This window comes from Pseudonocardia sp. N23 (assembly GCF_002583555.1).
Classification (GTDB): domain Bacteria; phylum Actinomycetota; class Actinomycetes; order Mycobacteriales; family Pseudonocardiaceae; genus Pseudonocardia.
Genome location: NZ_BEGX01000155.1, coordinates 146320 through 164250, shown reverse-complemented (window position 1 = coordinate 164250; position 17931 = coordinate 146320). Strand labels below are relative to the sequence as shown.

The following is a 17931-nucleotide window of genomic DNA, read 5'->3' as shown; positions in this document are numbered from 1 at the left end:
GCGCTCAGACCTGCGGGACCGGGCGGCCGGGCTGCTCGCCGCCGCGGGTGTCGCCGTAGGACCGCTTCGGGACCATCACCTTGCGCCGGAACGTGCACACGACGGTGCCGTCCTGCTTGTAGCCGATCGTCTCGACGTGGACGATGCCACGGTCGTCCTTCGACTTCGACTCGGTCTTGTCGAGCACCCGGGTCTCGCCGTAGATGGTGTCGCCGTGGAAGGTCGGCTTGGTGTGCTTGAGCGACTCGACCTCGAGGTTCGCGATCGCCTTGCCGGAGACGTCGGCCACCGACATGCCCAGCAGCAGCGAGTACACGTAGTTGCCGACGACGACGTTCTTGCCGAAGTCCGTCGTCTCCTCCGCGTAGTGCACGTCCATGTGGAGGGGATGGTGGTTCATCGTGATGAGGCAGAACAGGTGGTCGTCGTACTCGGTGACCGTTTTGCCCGGCCAGTGCTTGTACACCGCACCGACCTCGAATTCCTCGAAGTACCGACCGAACTGCAACGTCTTCGCCTCCATCGCCGAATCACAAGGTGCGCGGGTAATCTAACGTGCGGAGTTGGGCCCGTCCGGCCGCTCGGACGGCCACTTTCGTCACACCGGCGGAGCAGCGCGAAGGAGGTGGGCGTGGTGCCGACGGCACCCGGTTGCAGTAGTTGCCGCGTCCCCGCGGAACGGTCCTCGCCGGCCGGTTGAGACAGCCGGCCGGGTGCCCGGCAGGGACGTGAGTCACGTCGTGTCCCGTACAGGGCATCGCTGGTCGACGATCGACGGCGACACCGCCCTGTGCCTTGCCAGGCCTGGAGGCCCCGATGCCGCCGCTGTCCTCGATCCGCCCCGTCATCCGTGCGAGCGCACGCAACCGGCTGGGGGGCCGGCCACCGACGACACTGCCCAAGAAGCTGCGGGTCCCCATGTCGGCCTACGTCGTCGACTGTGCGGTGTACGTCGACGGGAAGCGGCTCGACGGCCGCTGGGCGCACGACGCCGCCATCGAGGAGGTCCGCCGCCGCGACGAGGGGTTCGTGTGGATCGGCCTGCACGAGCCGTCCGACGAGCAGATCAACGGCATCGCTGAGACGTTCGGGCTGCACGAGCTCGCCGTCGAGGACGCGGTCAACGCCCACCAGCGGCCCAAGCTCGAACGCTACGACGACACGTTGTTCATGGTGCTCAAGACGGTCTGCTACGTCGGGCACGCCGAACCGACGACCGCCCACGAGCTCGTCGAGACCGGCGAGGTCATGGTGTTCGTCGGCCGTGACTTCGTGATCACCGTCCGGCACGGCCGTCACTCCGGGCTGCGCGACGTGCGGCACAAGCTGGAGGCCGACCCCGAGCAGCTCGCCCTCGGCCCGGCGTCGGTGCTGCACGCGATCGCCGACCACGTCGTCGACAGCTACCTCGAGGTCACCGAGGCCATCGAGGACGACATCGACGAGATGGAGGCCGAGGTCTTCACCCCGCGCTCGACGATGGACGCCGAGCAGATCTACGTCATGAAGCGCGAGGTGCTGGAGCTGCGGCGCGCGGTGATGCCGCTGGTCGCGCCGATGCACAAGCTGACCGAGGGCTTCTCGTCGCTGGTGCCGCACGAGGTGCGGTCGTACTTCCGCAACGTCGACGACCACCTCTCGACCGTCGCCGAACGGGTCGCGGGCTTCAACGAGATCCTGACGACGCTGGTCGACGCGATGCTCGCCCGGATCAGCATGCGGCAGAACAACGACATGCGGAAGATCACCGCGTACGCGGGCCTGATCTCGGTGCCGACGATGATCGCGGGCATCTACGGCATGAACTTCGACGTGATGCCCGAGCTGCACTGGAACTTCGGCTACCCCATGGTGATCGTCTCGATCGGGCTGATCTGTGGATTGCTGTACCGCAACTTCCGCAGGAACGGCTGGCTGTAGGGCGCCGGGGCGCACGGCGTGGCCACCGGCGCTAGCCTCGGCCAGGTGAAGGACCGGCCCCTCAACCCGCTGCGCCGGCTGCGCACCCCCGCGTGGGACCGGCAGGAGCCGGCCTGGCACGACGCCTCCCCCGCACTGATCGACGCCGCCCTGCAGCGGGCGCTCGACCGGCCGGGCGGAGGCTGGTTCGTCCTGGCGGGCAGCCGCGAGGTCACGGGCGGCGCGGCGTTCGGCCGGATCGTCGACGGGCGCGAGGTCGTCGCCTGGCGCGACGGCGACGGCACCCTGCACGCCGGGCCCGGGGCCTGCCCGCACCTGGGCGCCGCGCTGTGCGACGCCCCCGTCCACGACGGCGCCCTCGTCTGCCGCTGGCACGGGCTGGCGCTGCCGCCCGGCGGCCGGCCCGGCTGGCGCACCTTCCCGGCCCACGACGACGGCGTGCTCGCCTGGGTGCAGCTCCCCGGTCCGTCTCCGTCGGAGGCCCCCTTCCTCGGGCCGCGACCGCCGATCGAGAGCTCGTTGTCGGCGGTCGCGACCGTCGTCGGGCGGTGCGAGCCGCGCGACATCGTCGCCAACCGGCTCGACCCGTGGCACGGGGCGTGGCTGCACCCGTACTCGTTCGCGTCACTGCGTGTGGTGTCGGCGCCGCCGCGCGGCTGCCCGCCCGCGCAGGACCGGTTTCTCGTCGAGGTGACGTTCCGGGTGTCGCAGCGGTTCGGGGTGCCCGTGCACGCCGCGTTCACCTGCCCCGACCCGCGCACCGTCACCATGGAGATCGTCGACGGCGAGGGCACCGGCAGCGTCGTCGAGACCCACGCGACACCACTGCGGCCCGGCCCCGACGGGCTGCCCCGCACCGCGATGATCGAGGCCACGATCGCCACCTCGGACCGGGCCGGGTTCCGTCACGTCCGCCGCGTCGCGGGGGCCGTGCGCCCACTGATGGAACGCACCGCGCGGCGGCTGTGGCGCGACGACATGGACTACGCCGAGCGGCGCTACACCGTCCGGTCGAGCTGAGCCAGGCCCTCCGGCGGTGTCTCCACCTCGGCGACCGCCGGGTCGAGCAGCGGGTCGTCTGCGGCGGGCGTCGGGCGCCGGCCCAGGAACGTGTGCACGACGTGGGTCTGCCAGCCGTCCATCGTCTGCACCCGGATGTCCTCGAACCCCGCGCGGCCCATCCGGTCGCTGAACGCCGACACCCCGTCGAACTCCACGACGCTGCGCCGCAGGTACCGGTAGATGTCACCGGACCCCGTGCGCAGCTTGCCCATCGGGATGATCACCATGCCGCACACCAGGTTCCACGTCAACCGGCTGCGCACCGAGTCGCGTACCGAGTACTCGTGGACGGCCAGCGGCGCGCCCGGCGCCAGCAGCTCGAGCATCTTCGCGAGACCCGCGTCGCGGTCGCGCAGGTTGCGCACCAGATAGGCGGCGAGGATGCCGTCGAACGGGCCCTGCACACCGGCCCGGTCGAGGTCCTCCATCCGCGAGTGCACGAACCGCACCCCCGGCGGCCAGTTCTTGCGCCGGGCCTGCCCGAGCATCTCCGCCGACGCGTCGACCGCCGTCACCTGCGCGCCCGGCACCGCGTCGAGCAGTGCCGCCGTCGACGCCCCCGTCCCGCACCCCAGGTCGAGCAGCCGCAGCCCGGGACGCGGCGCGATGCCCATCCGCTTGGCCGACAACCGCAGGTGCTCGTGGTACCCGGGATTCGCGCCGACCAGCTTGTCGTAGGTGCGGGCGTGCACGTCGAATGCCTTCGCCACCGACGACGGGTCCACCGTCCGCGACTTCCCCGTTCCGGCCACGCCCGCATACTGACGCACCCGCACGCCCGGCCCAAGCCGGACGCGCCGCCTCTACGCTGTCGCTCGATGGTGAGGTTCCTGGCGGTCAGCGACGAGGAGGTCGCCGGTCTGCGCACCGACGCGGTCCGGCGGCTCGGCGTGGACGTCGTCGTCGCCGCCGGTGACCTCCCGTTCGACTACCTCAGCGAGCTCTGCGACCGCACCGACCGCCCCGGCGTGCTCGTCCCGGGCAACCACGACGCCGATCTCTCCGGGTTCCGCCAGCACCGCGGCATGTGGACCCGCGACGGCCGGCCCTGCCCGTGGCCCGGACCCGCCGGGTACGTCGACGCCGACGGTCGCGTCGTCGACGTCGGCGGCCTGCGCATCGCCGGGCTCGGCGGCTCCGTCCGCTACCGGCCCGGCCCCAACCAGTGGACCCAGGCCGAGCAGACCCGCCGCGCCCGCCGACTCGTGCGCGCCGCCCGCCGGCTGCGGCGCCGCGACGGCCGCGACGTCGACGTCCTGCTCACCCACTCCCCGCCGCGCGCCTGCGGCGATCGTGAGGACGGCCCCCACCACGGCTTCGACTGCCTGCACGACGTCGTCGCCGACCTGCGCCCCCGCGTCCTGCTGCACGGCCACATCCATCCGCACGGCGAGGCCGTGCCCGACCGCCGGATCGGCACGACGCGCGTGATCAACGTCGTCGGCCGCAAGGTCCTGGAGCTCTGAGCCCATGGATACCGGATTCGGCCAGGTCGATGCCGAGTACGACTTCCTGCGTGCCCGCCGCCGTCAGGTGCTGTCCCGCCTCGCGACGTGGCTGCGCCGCGAACCCGACGACGTCTCCGAGATCCTGCCCTTCGACGAGGTCGTCGACGCCCTCGGCCGCACCGGCGAACGCCGGCTGGGCCTGCGCGTCATCGACCTCGACTCCATCGTCGGCTCGGTCGACCGCACCCACGACTTCGACCGCCGGTTCCGCCCCCGCAACCAGCGCACCCGGGAACGCTGGGAACGCCTCGCCCGGGCCCAGCGGCGTGGCGAGGAGATCCCGCCCATCGACGTCTACCGCGTCGGCGGCCTGCACTTCGTCCGCGACGGGCACCACCGGGTGTCGGTCGCGCACGCGCTCGGGCTGCGGTCGATCGAAGCGCGGGTCACCGAGGTGACGACGAAACTCGCCCCCGACGGCGTCGCGCACCGCGGTGACCTCATCACCAAGGACCTGCGCCGGGTGTTCCTCGAACGCGTCCCCCTCACCGGCGCCGCGCTGGCCTCGATCGAGGTCCGCGACCCGTGGAGCTACGCCGAGCTGTCCGAGACCGTCGAGGCCTGGGGGTTCCGGCTGATGCAGCACGAGGACCGCTTCCTCGACCGCGCCACCGTCGCGCGCCGGTGGTGGGCCGAGGAGTTCATGCCGGTCGTGCGGATGCTGCGCCAGGCCGACCTCATCGGCGACCGCACCGACGCCGAAGCCTTCCTCCAGCTCGCCTGTCAGCGCTACCGGCTGATGCGCACCCACCGCTGGGACGACGAGGTGGTCGGCCGCCTCCAGGCCGACCGCCGCCGCTGAGGTCCGGTGGCCCTGCCGGGCGTACTCGCGCGCAACCCCACGGTCGCGGCGAGGCCCGTCGACAGCAGTGAGGTTGCGCGCGGCTGTCCGGGCGCGCAACCGACCGGCCGACCCCGGGAAGCGCTCAGGAGCGGAACAGGGCGCTGTAGGCGTTGAGCGCGGGCTGACCGCCGAGGTGGGCGTAGAGGACGTTCGAGTCCTTGTCGATCTCGCCGGACCGCACCAGGTCGATCAGCGCGGCCATGGACTTGCCCTCGTACACCGGGTCGATGATGACGCCCTCCAGCGAACCGGTGAGCCGGATGGCGTCGAGCGTCGACTGCACCGGGATGCCGTACTCGTCGCCCGCCCAGCCCTCGAGCACGACGACCTCGTCGTCGCGCAGGTCGCGGCCCAGCCCGATCGTCGCGGCGGTGTTCCGGGCGATCTTCGCGACCTGGGCGTGGGTCTCCGCGGGCTTCGCCGACGCGTCGATCCCCAGCACCCGCCGCGGCCGGTCCTGCCCCGCGAAGCCGGCGATCATGCCGGCCTGGGTCGACCCAGTGACGCTGCAGACGACGATCGTGTCGAAGAAGACGCCCAGCTCGGTCTCCTGCGCCGCGACCTCGTCGGCCCAGCCCGCGAACCCGAGCCCACCGAGCGGGTGGTCCGAGGCGCCCGCGGGGATCGCATAGGGCACCCCGCCCTGCGATCGCACGTCGTCGAGCGCCTGCTCCCAGCTGGACTTGAACCCGATCCCGAAGCCTGCCTCGACCAGCTCGACCTCCGCGCCCATGATGCGCGACAACAAGATGTTGCCGACGCGGTCGTTCACGGCGTCGGGCCAGTCGACCCAGCTCTCCTGCACCAGCCGCGCCTTCAGCCCGAGCTTCGCGGCGACCGCGGCGACCTGCCGGGTGTGGTTGGACTGCACCCCGCCGATGGAGACGAGGTGCGTCGCGCCCGCGGCCAGCGCCTCGGGGACGAGGTACTCCAGCTTGCGGGTCTTGTTGCCGCCGTACGCGAGGCCGGAGTTGCAGTCCTCGCGCTTGGCCCAGACCCTGGCTCCGCCCAGGTGCGCGGTGAGGCGTTCCAACGGGTGCACCGGGCTGGGACCGAAGAGCAGGGGGTGGCGCGGGAAGTCGGCGAGTGCCATCAGTCCTCCAGGGTGTCGACGAGTGTGGCGAGCGTGTGCCAGTTCTCGCGGGCGGCCAGCGCGGCGGCGTCGGCGTCACCTGCGGCGCAGAGCGCGACGATCCGGTCGTGCTGGGCGACCGATCCACGGCCGGCCAGCGAGCCGAACCGCAGGCGCTCGACGCGACGCAGCACGGGACCGAACTGGTCGAGCACCGCGCGCACCGCGGCGTTGCCCGACACGGTGACGGCGACCTCGTGGAAGTCGTCGTCGGCGGCGACCGCAGCCTCGATGTCGTTGCCGCGCAGCGCCTCGGCGAACCGGGTGTTGGCCGCGCGCATCGCGTCGAGGTCCAGCGCCGTGAGCAGCGGGACGGCTTCCCGGACCGCGAGCTCGTGCATCGCGGCGACGACCGACTGCGCCGCAGCCGTCTCCCGCGCCCGCACGTGACTGACGACGGTCGAGTGCCCCGGCCGCGTCAGCACCAGGCCCGAGCGCTCCAGCCGGCCGAGCGCCTCCCGGATGGGGGTGCGGCTGACACCCAGCCATCCGGACAGCTCGGCGTCGACGAGTTTCTCCCCGGGCGCGAGCGTGCCGTCGACGATCGCGTCGCGGATCGCGGTGTAGGCGCGGTCGCGCAGCAGCGACGTCGCGAGCAGACCGTCTCGGTCGGGTACCGGCATGCAATATATTGCACATGGCATGTGTCATGGAGTCAACCCGGCGCCACCAGCCCGTCCCGACGCCATCCGACACCGGGCGTGTTCTCGGCGTGGCCCGAGCGCGCTCGCAACACGTTCGCCGGGGCGGCCGCGCCGCCCTACCCCGCGTCGCCCGCCCGACCCCGGCCCCGTGCCGGACGGACGGTCCCGGCTCCCGAGGTCCGGGGTCGGCCGCACACGGAAGCGGCGCCCTCCCGGAGGAGGACGCCGCTTCGTCGCGCCGGTGTCAGGCGTTGGCCGTGGCCGGGTCCCTGCTGGTCAGGTTCGCGCCGGAGTGCGGGTCGAAGATCTGCATCTTGTCGGTGTCGACCCACACCTCGGAGCTCTGCCCCTCCCGGGCCGTCGACGCCGCCGAGAGCCGCGTGACGAGCTGCCCGCCGCCGTCGGGGACGTCGGCGGTGCCGGCGTCGGCCTCGAGCTGGGCGAGGTCGTCGGACATCGCCCGCTCGCCCTCGATCTTGAAGTAGGCGAACTTGTCCGAGCCCATCGACTCCAGGACGTCGACCTCGGCGCTGAACACCGAGCCCGTGTCCCGGAGATGGTCCTCGACGACGCCGGCGTCCTCGAAGTGCTCCGGCCGGATGCCGACGATGATCTCGCGCGGCGCGTCGGCGGCCTCCAGGACCCGCCGGATGTGGTCGGGCATCCGGAGGTTGCCGAGGGACGTGCGCAGGCCACCGTTCTCCAGCGTCCCGGGGACGAAGTTCATCGAGGGCGAACCGATGAACCCGGCGACGAAGAGGTTGGCCGGCTGGTCGTAGAGGTGCTGCGGCGAGCCGATCTGCTGCACCACGCCGCTCTTCATGACGACGATGCGGTCGCCCAGCGTCATGGCCTCGGTCTGGTCGTGGGTGACGTAGACCGTGGTGGTCTCCAGGCGCTGCTGGAGCTTGGAGACCATCGTCCGCATCTGGACGCGCAGCTTGGCGTCGAGGTTGGACAGCGGCTCGTCCATCAGGAACGCCTTGGGGCTGCGGACGATTGCCCGTCCCATGGCGACGCGCTGGCGCTGGCCGCCGGACATGTTGGCGGGCTTGCGGTCCAGGTGCTGGGTGAGGTCGAGGATTTCGGCGGCCTCGGTGACCTTCTTGTCGATGTCGGCCTTGGACCACTTGGCCAGCTTGAGCGGGAAGCCCATGTTCTCGCGGACGGTCATGTGCGGGTAGAGCGCGTAGGACTGGAACACCATCGCGATGTCACGGTCCTTGGGCGCCTTCTCGTTGACCCGGGTGCCGCCGATGCGCAGCTCCCCGTCGGAGATGTCCTCCAGTCCGGCGATCATGTTGAGCGTCGTCGACTTCCCGCAGCCCGAGGGGCCGACGAGGATGATGAACTCGCCGTCGGCGATCTCGATGTTGACGTCGTCGGCTCCGAGGGTCCCGTCGGGATACCTCTTGTAGACGTGGTCGAGAACGATGTCTGCCATTGGTGTCCTACCCCTTCACTGCGCCGGAGGTCAGGCCGGCGACGATCCGGCGCTGGAAGAACAGCACGAAGATGATGATCGGGATGGTCAGCAGCACCGCGGCCGCCGCGATCGAGCCCGTGGGCTCGGCGAACTGCGAGGCACCGGTGAACTGCGAGATCGCCACCGTCGCCGTCTGCGAGCGCGACGTCGAGGTCAGCGAGACCGCGAACAGGAAGTCGTTCCAGCAGAAGATGAACACCAGGATCGCGGTGGTGAACACCCCCGGCGCGGCGAGCGGGACGATGACCGAGCGGAACGCCTGCAGCGGCGTCGCGCCGTCCATCTTCGCCGCCTTCTCCAGCTCCCACGGGATCTCGCGGAAGAACGCCGAGAGCGTGTAGATCGCCAGCGGCAGCGCGAAGGTGATGTACGGCAGGATCAGACCGGGCCAGGTGTCGAACAGCCCGACGGCCCGCTCGATGTCGAACAGCGGGCTGACCAGCGAGATCTGCGGGAACATCGCGATCAGCAGGGAGACGCCGACGAGCGCCTTCTTGCCCGGGAAGTCGAGCCGGGCGATCGCGTAGGCGGCCATGGTCCCGATCACGACGGCGATGACCGTCGAGATGATGGCGATGCCGATGGAGTTGCGCAGGGCGCTGGTGAAGAGGTCGATCTGGAAGATCTGCGCGTAGTTCGACCACGTCCAGCTGCGCGGGATGAAGTTGCCGTCGCTGATCGTGTCGGCCGTCTTGAACGACAGGCTGACGATCCACAGCACCGGGATCAGCGCGTAGAGGATCACGATCAGGTTGATGACGCTCCAGCCGACCTTCTTGTTGGCAGGAGCGGTCGCCGTCATCGTCGCCACTCAGATCACCTCTTCCCCGCCGGCTCGGACCCCGGGGCCGAGGCCCCGAAGAGTTTGATGAACAGCAGGGCTATCAGTGCGACGGCGATGAAGATCAGCACGCTGATGGCCGAGCCGATGCCCAGGTTGAAGGCCTTGAACAGGTTGTCGTAGCCCAGCATCGACACCGATCCGGTGCCGTTGGAGCCCTGGGTGAGGATGTAGATGTTGTCGAAGACCCGGAACGCGTCGAGCGTGCGGAACAGCAGCGCGACGAGGATGGCGGGCTTCATCATCGGCAGGATGATCTGGGTCAGCCGCTGCCACGGGCCGGCGCCGTCGACCTGGGCGGCCTTGAGCAGGTCGTCCGGGACGAGGGCGAGGCCGGCCATGAGCAGCAGCGCCATGAACGGCGTCGTCTTCCAGACCTCGGCCAGGATGATGATCGCGATGGCCGACGTCTGCCCGGTGAGCGGCGCCGACCCGTCGGACAGCATCGCCGCGAGGTAGCCCTTGTCGGGTGTCCAGGCGAACTGCCACGAGAACGCCGCGACGACGGTGACGATGCCGTACGGGATCAGGACCACCGTCCTGGTCAGCCCCCGGCCGACGATCGTGCGGTGCATGACCAGCGCCAGCGCGAGTCCGAGCACGAACTCGATCGCCACCGACACCACCGTGATGATCACGGTGATGAGGAAGGCCTGCCACCAGTAGCCGGAGCTGAGCACGGCCCCGTAGTTGGACAGCCCCGCGAACTCACGTTCGGCGGGGAACCGCAGGTCGTAGCGCTGCAGCGAGAGCCAGATGGCGTAGATGATCGGGTACGCCGTGACGGCGACCATGATGATCGCGGCGGGGGCGCACAGCCAGAGCCCGAGCCGTCGTTCGGCCTTCTTGCCCTCGGACAGCGGGATCTTGCCGGCACGGTGTGCCGGCGGCTCCTTCGTCGTCGCTTCGGCGAGTGCTCCACTGTCGAGTGTCACGGGACCAACCCCTCCGAGTTCTCCGCCCGCCGGATCTGGTCGGCGAGGCCGGCCACGACCGTGTTCGGGTCGATGTCACCGGGCGGGTTCAGCGCGTCGGAAATGACGATGGAGATGCTCTGGTAGGCCGGGGTCTTGGGTCGGACGCTGGCGTTGTCGAGCGATTCCTTGATGGCCTGCCACGCCGGGTACTTCTGCTGGAACGACGGGTCGGAGTACAGCGCCTCCAACGTCGGCGGGACACCACCCTCGGTGGCGTTGACCAGCTGGTTGTCGCGGTTGCGCAGGCACTGCACGGCCTCGAAGGCGAGGTCCTTGTGCAGTGACGTGCTGCTCACGCCGAGGTTCAGGCCACCGATGGTGACGGTCGCCGGCTTGCCCGGGTCGACCGACGGGTAGGGGGCCCAGGCGAACTCGTCGATGACGCGCTTGCCGGTGTCCTGCGACGTCGGCTTGCCCTGCGCGTCGATGAACGTGCCGCCGCCACCACCGTCGGGCGGCGGGGTGTTGATCGAGGCGTAGACGAACGGGTAGTTGATCTGGAAGGCGGCCTCGCCCGCCTCCATGGCGAGTCGGCCGTCGTTCTCCTTGGCGACCGACAGCGACGGGTCGGCCCCCTTGGCGGTGGCGACGCGCTGCATGATCGTGACGGCCTTCTTGGCGGCGTCGCCCTGGTCGATGAGGACGTCGCCCTTCTCGTTGACGACCTGGCCGCCTGCGCTGGTGAGCAGCGTGTTGAACCAGACGGTGATGCCCTCGTACTGGGCGCCCTGCACCTCGATGGCGGCGGGCAGCCCCTTGTTCGCGAGCGCCTCGGCCTGGGAGATCATGTCGTCCCAGGTCTTCGGCGGGTTGGGCGAGAGGTCCTTGCGGTACCAGAGGATCTGGGTGTTCGTGTTGAGCGGTGCCGCCCAGAGGTCGTTCTGCCAGGTGCCGGTGTCGAGCGGGCCCTGCAGGGTCCCCTGCTCGACCTGCGCGGCCTGGTCGGCCGGGAACTTCTCGAGCCAGCCGGCGGCGGCGAACTCGGCGGTCCAGGTGACGTCGATGCCCATGATGTCGACGGCCGGGTCGCCTGCGACGAGCCGGCGCGCGAGCTGGAGTCGCTGGTCGTCGGCGCTCTTCGGGAGCGTCTGCTGGACGATCGAGTACGTGCCGCCCGCCTGCTGCGTGCAGGCCGCGGCCGCTGCCGCGTACTGCTTCGCCCCGTCCGCCGGGGTGTAGAAGTTCAGGACGGGTGGACCCGCTGCTGCTCCCCCGCATCCGGCGATGGTCGCGGCGGCCAGGAGGGCCGCCCCACCGACGGCGAGCGCCCTGAACCGCCCGATTCCGTGCCGCCTCGTTGCGAGCGGCTTCCCCATACCGGCCTCCCGTCGTGAGCCGAGGAGGCACCGTATGACCGGCGGCGACACATCGGCGTGTTCAGCCTGTGACACCGGTCACGAGATCGCGCCGGCGGACTGAACATATGGAGACCGGGCGATACCCGCAATTCGAGCACGGGAGACCGAGACCGGACCGAGACCAAAGTCGAACGGGAACGAACGGATCTCCGCCCGGGCTTGCGCCGAATGCCTCAGGAACCGTGGGCGGTGCGCGGACCTTCGCCGGACATGGCGAGCTTGGCCAGCATCTCGCGGGCCTTCTCCGCGTTGCGCGGCTGGCACAGCACGTCGTAGCGGCCGGCGACCATCTGGCTGGCGGAGGTGAAGTCGCGCCGCCCGCGGGAGGCGCCGTAGCCCACCGCTGCGAGCACGACGCCGAACACCATGCCGCCGAGCAGGCCGATGAGGACGGCGACGAACGGCGGCAGCGTCGTCGTCCCGAAGACGACGAGCAGCAGGCCGAAGAACAGCCCGAACCAGGCGCCGGACGCTCCGCCCGAGGCCAGGACGCGGCCCCAGGTCAGGCGGCCGATGACGCGCTCGACCAGCATGAGGTCGACGCCGACGATCGTCACGTCGCGGACCGGGAAGTCGCTGTCGGCCAGGTGGTCGACAGCGCGCTGGGCCTCGGCGTAGGTGGCGTACGAGCCCACGGGCCAGCCGGTCGGAGGAGTGGGCAGGTTGGGCAGCCCGGGCGCCGTGCGCCCTGTGCCGCCGAACGGTGCTGTCACCGGATCCTCCTCGTGAGCGGTCCTGCGGTCCTGCGGAATCAGGACACCGGGTGCGGACGTCCCATCATGCCAACGCGCACACCGCCGCCGCAGTGCCCACACCGTGGGATGCACGACCGTGTCCTGCACCGCTCGCCATGGTCGCGCATCGTCGCCACCCGATCACACTCCGGCATCGACTGCAGAGCGTGACACGCCCGGCGATCTGCGCGACTAGACCGTTCGGATGCGCAAGATCACGTTTCGGTCACGTACCGTCGAGCGCTCGCTCGTCGGGGGCGGGAGGGCCCACCGGACCCTCGCGCGCAACCTCACCGCTGCCGTCCAGACGTTCCGGTGCAGTGAGGTTGCGCGCGGGTCTCGTGCCAGGGACCCCGGAGGCCCGATCAGCGCGACCTGTACTCGCGCAGCAGGCCGCGGGAGATGATCGTCTTCTGGATCTCCGAGGTGCCCTCACCGATCAGCAGGAACGGCGCCTCACGCATCAGCCGCTCGATCTCGTACTCCTTGGAGTAGCCGTAGCCGCCGTGGATGCGGAACGACTCCTGCGTCACCTCGGCGCAGTACTCCGACGCGATCAGCTTGGCCATACCGGCCTCGACGTCGTTGCGGGTGCCGGCGTCCTTGAGCCGCGCGGCGTTGACCATCATGTGGTGCGCGGCCTCGACCTTGGTGCCCATCTCGGCCAGCTTGAACGCGATGGCCTGGTGCTCCGCGATCGGCTTGCCGAACGTGCTGCGCTGCTGGGCGTACTCGACCGCGAGCTCGAACGCCCGGATCGAGATGCCGCACGCGCGGGCCGCGACGTTGACCCGGCCGACCTCGACGCCGTCCATCATCTGCGAGAAGCCCTTACCGGTCTCGCCGCCCAGGACCGCCGACGCCGGGATGCGGTAGCCGTCGAACACCGCCTCCGTGGTGTCGACGCCCTTGTAGCCCATCTTGTCGATCTTGCCGGGGATGGTCAGGCCGGGGGCGACCTCGCCGTAGCCGGTCGGCTTCTCGACCAGGAACGCCGTCAGGTTCTGGTGCGCCTTGGGCTTGCCCTCGTCGGTCTTCACCAGCAGCGCGATCAGGTTCGACGTGCCGCCGTTGGTCAGCCACATCTTGGCGCCGTCGATGACGTAGTCGTCGCCGTCGCGCACGGCCTTCGTCTTGATCGCGGCGACGTCGGACCCCAGGTCGGGCTCCGACATCGAGAACGCCCCGCGCACCTCACCCAGCGCCATCTGCGGCAGCAGCCGCTGCTTCTGCTCGTCGGTGCCGTGCTGGGTGAGCATGTAGGCGACGATGAAGTGGGTGTTGATGACGCCGGAGACACTCATCCACCCGCGCGCGATCTGCTCCACGACCAGCGCGTAGGTCAGCAGCGACTCACCGAGCCCACCGAACTCCTCCGGGATGGTGAGCCCGAACAGGCCCATCTCCTTCATCCCGTCGACGATGTCCTGCGGGTAGGTGTCCGCGTGCTCCAGCGCGGTGGCGTGCGGGATGATCTCCTTGTCGACGAATGTCTTGACCGTCGACAGGATCTCCTGCTGGACGTCGGTCAGACCTGCGGTCTGGGCGAGGCGGGCCATCTCGTGCTCCTCGGGGTCTCGGGTGGCTGCGGGAGGGGACGGCTCACGCCTCGGGCGGCGTCCAGCGGTCGGTGCGCTCCATGCCGGCGGCCCGGCCCTTGCCCGAGATCACCAGGGCCATCTTGCGGCTGGCCTCGTCGATCATCTCGTCGCCGATCATCGCCGCACCCCGCTTGCCACCGGCCTCGGACGTGTACCAGTCGTAGGCGTCGAGGATGTTCTCGGCGTGGTCGAAGTCGGCCTGCAGCGGGCTGAAGGTCTCGTTGGCGGCGTCGATCTGGCCGGGGTGCAGGACCCACTTGCCGTCGAAGCCCAGCGCGGCCGAGCGGCCCGCGACGCGGCGGTACCCGTCGACGTCCTTGATCTGCAGGTACGGGCCGTCGATGGCGAGCTTGTCGTGGGCGCGGGCCGCCATCAGGATGCTCATCAGGATGTGGTGGTAGGCGTCGCCGACGTCGTAGCCGGGCGGCTGCTCGCCCACGACCAGGGACTTCATGTTGATCGACGCCATGAAGTCGGCCGGGCCGAAGATGATCGTCTCGACGCGCGGGGACGCGGCGGCGATGGCGTTGACGTTGGTGAGCCCGAGCGCGTTCTCGATCTGCGCCTCGATGCCGATCCTGCCGACCTCGTAGCCCATCGACTTCTCGATCTGGGTGAGCAGCAGGTCGAGCGCGACGATCTGCTCGGCCGTCTGCACCTTCGGCAGCATGATCGCGTCGAGGTTCGCGCCCGCGTCCTCGACGACCTCGGTCACGTCACGGTAGGTCCACTCGGTGGTCCAGTCGTTGACGCGCACGACACGGATCCGCTCGCCCCAGCCGCCCTCGTTGAGCGCGGCGACGATCGTCTTGCGGGCGCCGGGCTTGGCCAGCGGCGCGCAGGCGTCCTCCAGGTCGAGGAAGACCTGGTCGGCCGGCAGCGTCCGGGCCTTGTCGATGAACTTCTGGCTCGAACCGGGAACGGCGAGACAGGAGCGACGGGCGCGGTTGCGGGTGGTCACGGACGGACTCCTCATTGGGTCGACGCGGACGGCTGCGTCGATGCTGGCACGCTGACGCCCCGAACACCCTCCCGAGGTGATTGGTTTCTCACCCATCACAGGTGAAAGCCCTGTTCGCAGCTCACGGCAGCGCCGTCAGCACCCCCGACGACACTGCTGCGACACCGCCGCCGACCGTCGTCGACACCGCCCTGCCCGCCGCCGCCTCGACCGTCACGTCCAGCCGCGACGGCCGCCCGATCTCCGCGCCCTGATCGATCGTGAACGCCGACGCCCCATCGCCGGGCAGCAGCCCGCGCGCCACCAGGAACACCGCCAGGGCCACCGCCGCCGACCCCGTCGCCGGGTCCTCCACCACACCCGACCCGGGCGCGAACATCCGCATGTGCACGTGCCGGACCGGGGCGTCCCCCACCGACGCGACCACCAGCCCGACCGTGCCCGCCGTGATGGCCGCGACCTCCTTCGCGTCGCACACCGCGCGGGCCACGGCGCCCGGCAGCACCGGCAGCACGACGTAGGGCACCCCCGCCGACGCCGCTCCCGCCCGCGCCCGGACGTCGAGATCGTCGGCGGTCAGGCCGACCGCCTCGGCCAGCTCGTCGCCCGCGGCGTTCGGCCCCGGCGACGGCAGGCCGCCGGCCACCCGCGCGCCGGCCTCGTCGACCTGCACCGGCAGCAGCCCCGCGCCGCACTCCTGCACGACCTCGCCCGTCCCGATCACGCCGGCGCGGGCCAGCACCCACGCCGCCCCGACGCTCGGGTGCCCCGCGAACGGCAGCTCCACGGCCGGGGTGAAGATGCGGACGCGATAGTCGGCGCCCGGCTCTGTCGGCGGCAGCGTGAACACCGTCTCCGACAACCGGAACTCCGCCGCGATCGCCTGCATCTGTGCTGCCGTCAGTCCCGCTTCCGCAGCCCCGTGGACGACGGCCAGCGGGTTGCCTGCGTAAGGCCGGTCGGTGAACACGTCGACGACGTCGAAGGGCAGCTCGGGCATGCCGCGACCCTAGGGCGCGCAGGGCGCGTCCCGCTCTAGGCTGCCCCCATGAGGGCGTCCCAGGTGTTCGTGTCCCGGATGGCGGGACTCGCCGTCTTCGGGCCCGACGGGGAACGCATCGGCAAGGTGCGCGACGTCGTCGTGTCGCTGCGCGTCGACCCCAGCCCGCCGCGGGTGCTCGGACTCGTCGTCGAGCTCGCCACCCGGCGGCGCATCTTCGTGCCGATGCTGCGCGTCACCGACGTCGACGCCGCCGCCGTCACCCTGGCCACCGGATCGGTCAGCCTCCGCGGCTTCGACCAGCGTCCCAACGAGGCACTCGTCCTCGGCCAGGTGCTCGACGCGACCGTCGTGCTCACCGAGTCGGGCGACGAGGTCGTCGTCGTCGACGCCGCGATCGAGCCGACGCGCTCGCGCGACTGGGTCGTCGGCAGGCTCGCCGTGCGTCCCCGGCGCAGCAGACTCAGCCGCCGCGGGTCCGTCCGGATCGTGGCGTGGAGCGCCGCGCAGGGCCTCACCCTCACCGACCGCCAGGGCACCGAGGGCCTGCTCGCCGTCTTCGACACGATGCGGCCCGCCGACGTCGCCGCCGCCCTCACCGAGCTGCCGCCCAAACGTCAGTACGAGATCGTCGACGCCCTCGACGACGAGCGGCTCGCCGACGTCTTCGAGGAGATGTCGGAGTCCGACCAGCGCGACCTGCTGTCCCACCTCGACTCCGAACGCGCCGCCGACGTCCTCGAGGCCATGTCCCCCGACGACGCCGCGGACCTGCTCGGCGAGCTCTCCCCCGACGAGTCCGACCGGCTCCTCGCGCTGATGGAGCCCGAGGAGTCCGCGCCCGTTCGCCGGCTGCTCAGCTACTCCGTCGACACCGCCGGCGGTCTGATGACGCCCGAGCCGATCATCCTGCGGCCCGACGCGACGGTCGCCGAGGCGCTCGCCCACATCCGCAACCCCGACATCCCACCGGCGCTGGCGAGCATGGTGTTCGTGTGCCGGGCCCCCACGGCCACCCCGACCGGACGCTACCTCGGCTGCGTGCACGCCCAGCGACTGCTCCGTGAGGCGCCGTTCGACCTGGTCGCGGGCCACGTCGACAGCGAGCTCACGCGGCTGACGCCCGAGGCCACCCTCGCCGAGATCACCCGCTACTTCGCGGCCTACAACCTCGTCGCCGGGCCCGTCGTCGACTCCGAGGACCACCTGCTCGGCGCCGTCACCGTCGACGACGTGCTCGACCACATCCTGCCCGTGGGCTGGCGCGACGACATGACCGAACCCGGCAGCGGCTACGTCGGCAACGGTTCGCGCACCGACGACGAGGCGGCCGAGGAGCTGGGGGCCGACCGTGCCTGAGCTGCACAGCAACCGCCGCCTCGACCAGCCGCGGTCCGGGCGCCGCCGGTTCGAGATCGACCCCGACGGCTTCGCGCGGCTCTCCGAACGCGTCGCCCGGTTCCTCGGGACGGGCCAGTTCCTCGCGATCCAGTCCGTCATCGTCATCGTCTGGATCGGGCTGAACCTCTTCGCCGTCAGCCTGCGGTGGGACCCCTACCCGTTCATCCTGCTCAACCTGGCGTTCTCCACCCAGGCCGCCTACGCCGCGCCGCTGATCCTGCTCGCGCAGAACCGCCAGGACGACCGCGACCGCGTCTCGCTGGAGGAGGACCGGGCCCGCGCCGAACGCACCAAGGCCGACACCGAGTACCTCGCCCGCGAGCTCGCTGCGCTGCGCATCGCCATCGGCGAGGTCGCCACCCGCGACTACCTGCGCAGCGAGCTCGACAAGCTCGCCGACCGGATCGGCGCCGACCCGCCCCGCGGACGCGGCGCGTACCCGCGCACGTTCGAGTAGCGGTG

The 17931-nt window shown here is 70.9% G+C and carries 18 protein-coding genes; 6 read left to right on the top strand and 12 right to left on the bottom strand.

Annotated elements, in window-relative coordinates; genetic code table 11:
- Positions 1-4: 4 nt before the first annotated feature.
- A complete protein-coding gene (locus TOK_RS31285; protein ID WP_098961622.1) occupies positions 5-508 on the bottom strand; it encodes a MaoC family dehydratase in 504 nt (167 codons plus the stop codon).
- A gap of 308 nt (positions 509-816) precedes the next feature.
- On the opposite strand from TOK_RS31285, the gene corA reads away from it, so the two are divergent.
- Both corA and TOK_RS31275 read left to right on the top strand, forming a co-directional pair.
- A complete protein-coding gene (gene corA / locus TOK_RS31280) occupies positions 817-1920 on the top strand; it encodes a magnesium/cobalt transporter CorA (RefSeq protein WP_098961570.1) in 1104 nt (367 codons plus the stop codon).
- Between the two features lie 45 nt (positions 1921-1965).
- Positions 1966-2940 carry a DUF5914 domain-containing protein gene (locus TOK_RS31275; protein WP_098961569.1) on the top strand — a complete coding sequence of 325 codons (975 nt, stop codon included), beginning with the start codon at positions 1966-1968 and terminating at the stop codon, positions 2938-2940.
- On the opposite strand, the gene TOK_RS31270 is transcribed toward TOK_RS31275, so the two are convergent.
- Positions 2919-3734, bottom strand: coding sequence for a class I SAM-dependent methyltransferase (locus TOK_RS31270; protein ID WP_253258779.1), 816 nt, complete (start codon positions 3732-3734; stop codon positions 2919-2921). The two genes, TOK_RS31275 and TOK_RS31270, sit on opposite strands and share 22 nt — an antisense overlap.
- Positions 3735-3800: 66 nt before the next feature.
- On the opposite strand from TOK_RS31270, the gene TOK_RS31265 reads away from it, so the two are divergent.
- Together TOK_RS31265 and TOK_RS31260 are read left to right on the top strand one after the other, a co-directional pair.
- On the top strand, positions 3801-4448 hold the full coding sequence (locus TOK_RS31265) for a metallophosphoesterase (RefSeq protein WP_098961567.1): 648 nt from the start codon (positions 3801-3803) through the stop codon (positions 4446-4448).
- 4 nt (positions 4449-4452) lie between these two features.
- Positions 4453-5292: a ParB N-terminal domain-containing protein gene (locus tag TOK_RS31260; protein WP_098961566.1), complete on the top strand. Its 840-nt coding sequence runs from the start codon at positions 4453-4455 to the stop codon at positions 5290-5292.
- A gap of 124 nt (positions 5293-5416) precedes the next feature.
- On the opposite strand, the gene TOK_RS31255 is transcribed toward TOK_RS31260, so the two are convergent.
- The 10 genes from TOK_RS31255 to TOK_RS31210 all read right to left on the bottom strand — a co-directional run bounded on the left by TOK_RS31255 (position 5417) and on the right by TOK_RS31210 (position 16068).
- Positions 5417-6427: a 1-aminocyclopropane-1-carboxylate deaminase gene (locus TOK_RS31255; RefSeq protein ID WP_098961565.1), complete on the bottom strand. Its 1011-nt coding sequence runs from the start codon at positions 6425-6427 to the stop codon at positions 5417-5419.
- Positions 6427-7089 carry a GntR family transcriptional regulator gene (locus TOK_RS31250; RefSeq protein WP_098961564.1) on the bottom strand — a complete coding sequence of 221 codons (663 nt, stop codon included), beginning with the start codon at positions 7087-7089 and terminating at the stop codon, positions 6427-6429. The genes TOK_RS31255 and TOK_RS31250 overlap by 1 nt, the downstream gene beginning before the upstream one ends.
- Before the next feature lie 265 nt (positions 7090-7354).
- Positions 7355-8554 carry an ABC transporter ATP-binding protein gene (locus TOK_RS31245; RefSeq protein WP_098961563.1) on the bottom strand — a complete coding sequence of 400 codons (1200 nt, stop codon included), beginning with the start codon at positions 8552-8554 and terminating at the stop codon, positions 7355-7357.
- Between the two features lie 7 nt (positions 8555-8561).
- Positions 8562-9398: a carbohydrate ABC transporter permease gene (locus TOK_RS31240; RefSeq protein ID WP_098961621.1), complete on the bottom strand. Its 837-nt coding sequence runs from the start codon at positions 9396-9398 to the stop codon at positions 8562-8564.
- A gap of 14 nt (positions 9399-9412) precedes the next feature.
- A complete protein-coding gene (locus tag TOK_RS31235; protein ID WP_374754955.1) occupies positions 9413-10372 on the bottom strand; it encodes a carbohydrate ABC transporter permease in 960 nt (319 codons plus the stop codon).
- Positions 10369-11730 carry an ABC transporter substrate-binding protein gene (locus TOK_RS31230; RefSeq protein ID WP_098961562.1) on the bottom strand — a complete coding sequence of 454 codons (1362 nt, stop codon included), beginning with the start codon at positions 11728-11730 and terminating at the stop codon, positions 10369-10371. The genes TOK_RS31235 and TOK_RS31230 overlap by 4 nt, the downstream gene beginning before the upstream one ends.
- 215 nt (positions 11731-11945) lie before the next feature.
- The gene (locus TOK_RS31225; protein WP_098961561.1) at positions 11946-12485 is read right to left on the bottom strand and encodes a general stress protein; all 540 of its coding nucleotides are present in this window, start codon (positions 12483-12485) and stop codon (positions 11946-11948) included.
- A gap of 386 nt (positions 12486-12871) precedes the next feature.
- Positions 12872-14065 carry an acyl-CoA dehydrogenase family protein gene (locus TOK_RS31220; protein ID WP_098961560.1) on the bottom strand — a complete coding sequence of 398 codons (1194 nt, stop codon included), beginning with the start codon at positions 14063-14065 and terminating at the stop codon, positions 12872-12874.
- Between the two features lie 43 nt (positions 14066-14108).
- Positions 14109-15083 carry a CoA ester lyase gene (locus TOK_RS31215; RefSeq protein ID WP_098961559.1) on the bottom strand — a complete coding sequence of 325 codons (975 nt, stop codon included), beginning with the start codon at positions 15081-15083 and terminating at the stop codon, positions 14109-14111.
- A gap of 106 nt (positions 15084-15189) precedes the next feature.
- Positions 15190-16068, bottom strand: coding sequence for a PhzF family phenazine biosynthesis protein (locus tag TOK_RS31210; RefSeq protein WP_098961558.1), 879 nt, complete (start codon positions 16066-16068; stop codon positions 15190-15192).
- 48 nt (positions 16069-16116) lie between these two features.
- On the opposite strand from TOK_RS31210, the gene TOK_RS31205 reads away from it, so the two are divergent.
- Positions 16117-17427 carry a magnesium transporter MgtE N-terminal domain-containing protein gene (locus TOK_RS31205; RefSeq protein WP_098961557.1) on the top strand — a complete coding sequence of 437 codons (1311 nt, stop codon included), beginning with the start codon at positions 16117-16119 and terminating at the stop codon, positions 17425-17427.
- Positions 17420-17926, top strand: a complete 507-nt coding sequence (locus TOK_RS31200) for a DUF1003 domain-containing protein (RefSeq protein WP_098961556.1) — start codon at positions 17420-17422, stop codon at positions 17924-17926. Before TOK_RS31205 ends, TOK_RS31200 begins: the two co-directional genes overlap by 8 nt.
- Positions 17927-17931: the final 5 nt, after the last annotated feature.

Coding starts and splice junctions, on each gene's coding strand:
- TOK_RS31220 (WP_098961560.1), bottom strand. CDS start 14,065: ATGGCCCGCCTCGCCCAGACCGCAGGTCTGACCGACGTCCAGCAGGAG.
- TOK_RS31230 (WP_098961562.1), bottom strand. CDS start 11,730: ATGGGGAAGCCGCTCGCAACGAGGCGGCACGGAATCGGGCGGTTCAGG.
- TOK_RS31265 (WP_098961567.1), top strand. CDS start 3,801: ATGGTGAGGTTCCTGGCGGTCAGCGACGAGGAGGTCGCCGGTCTGCGC.
- TOK_RS31250 (WP_098961564.1), bottom strand. CDS start 7,089: ATGCCGGTACCCGACCGAGACGGTCTGCTCGCGACGTCGCTGCTGCGC.
- corA (WP_098961570.1), top strand. CDS start 817: ATGCCGCCGCTGTCCTCGATCCGCCCCGTCATCCGTGCGAGCGCACGC.
- TOK_RS31210 (WP_098961558.1), bottom strand. CDS start 16,068: ATGCCCGAGCTGCCCTTCGACGTCGTCGACGTGTTCACCGACCGGCCT.
- TOK_RS31255 (WP_098961565.1), bottom strand. CDS start 6,427: ATGGCACTCGCCGACTTCCCGCGCCACCCCCTGCTCTTCGGTCCCAGC.
- TOK_RS31240 (WP_098961621.1), bottom strand. CDS start 9,398: ATGACGGCGACCGCTCCTGCCAACAAGAAGGTCGGCTGGAGCGTCATC.
- TOK_RS31215 (WP_098961559.1), bottom strand. CDS start 15,083: ATGAGGAGTCCGTCCGTGACCACCCGCAACCGCGCCCGTCGCTCCTGT.
- TOK_RS31260 (WP_098961566.1), top strand. CDS start 4,453: ATGGATACCGGATTCGGCCAGGTCGATGCCGAGTACGACTTCCTGCGT.
- TOK_RS31245 (WP_098961563.1), bottom strand. CDS start 8,554: ATGGCAGACATCGTTCTCGACCACGTCTACAAGAGGTATCCCGACGGG.
- TOK_RS31205 (WP_098961557.1), top strand. CDS start 16,117: ATGAGGGCGTCCCAGGTGTTCGTGTCCCGGATGGCGGGACTCGCCGTC.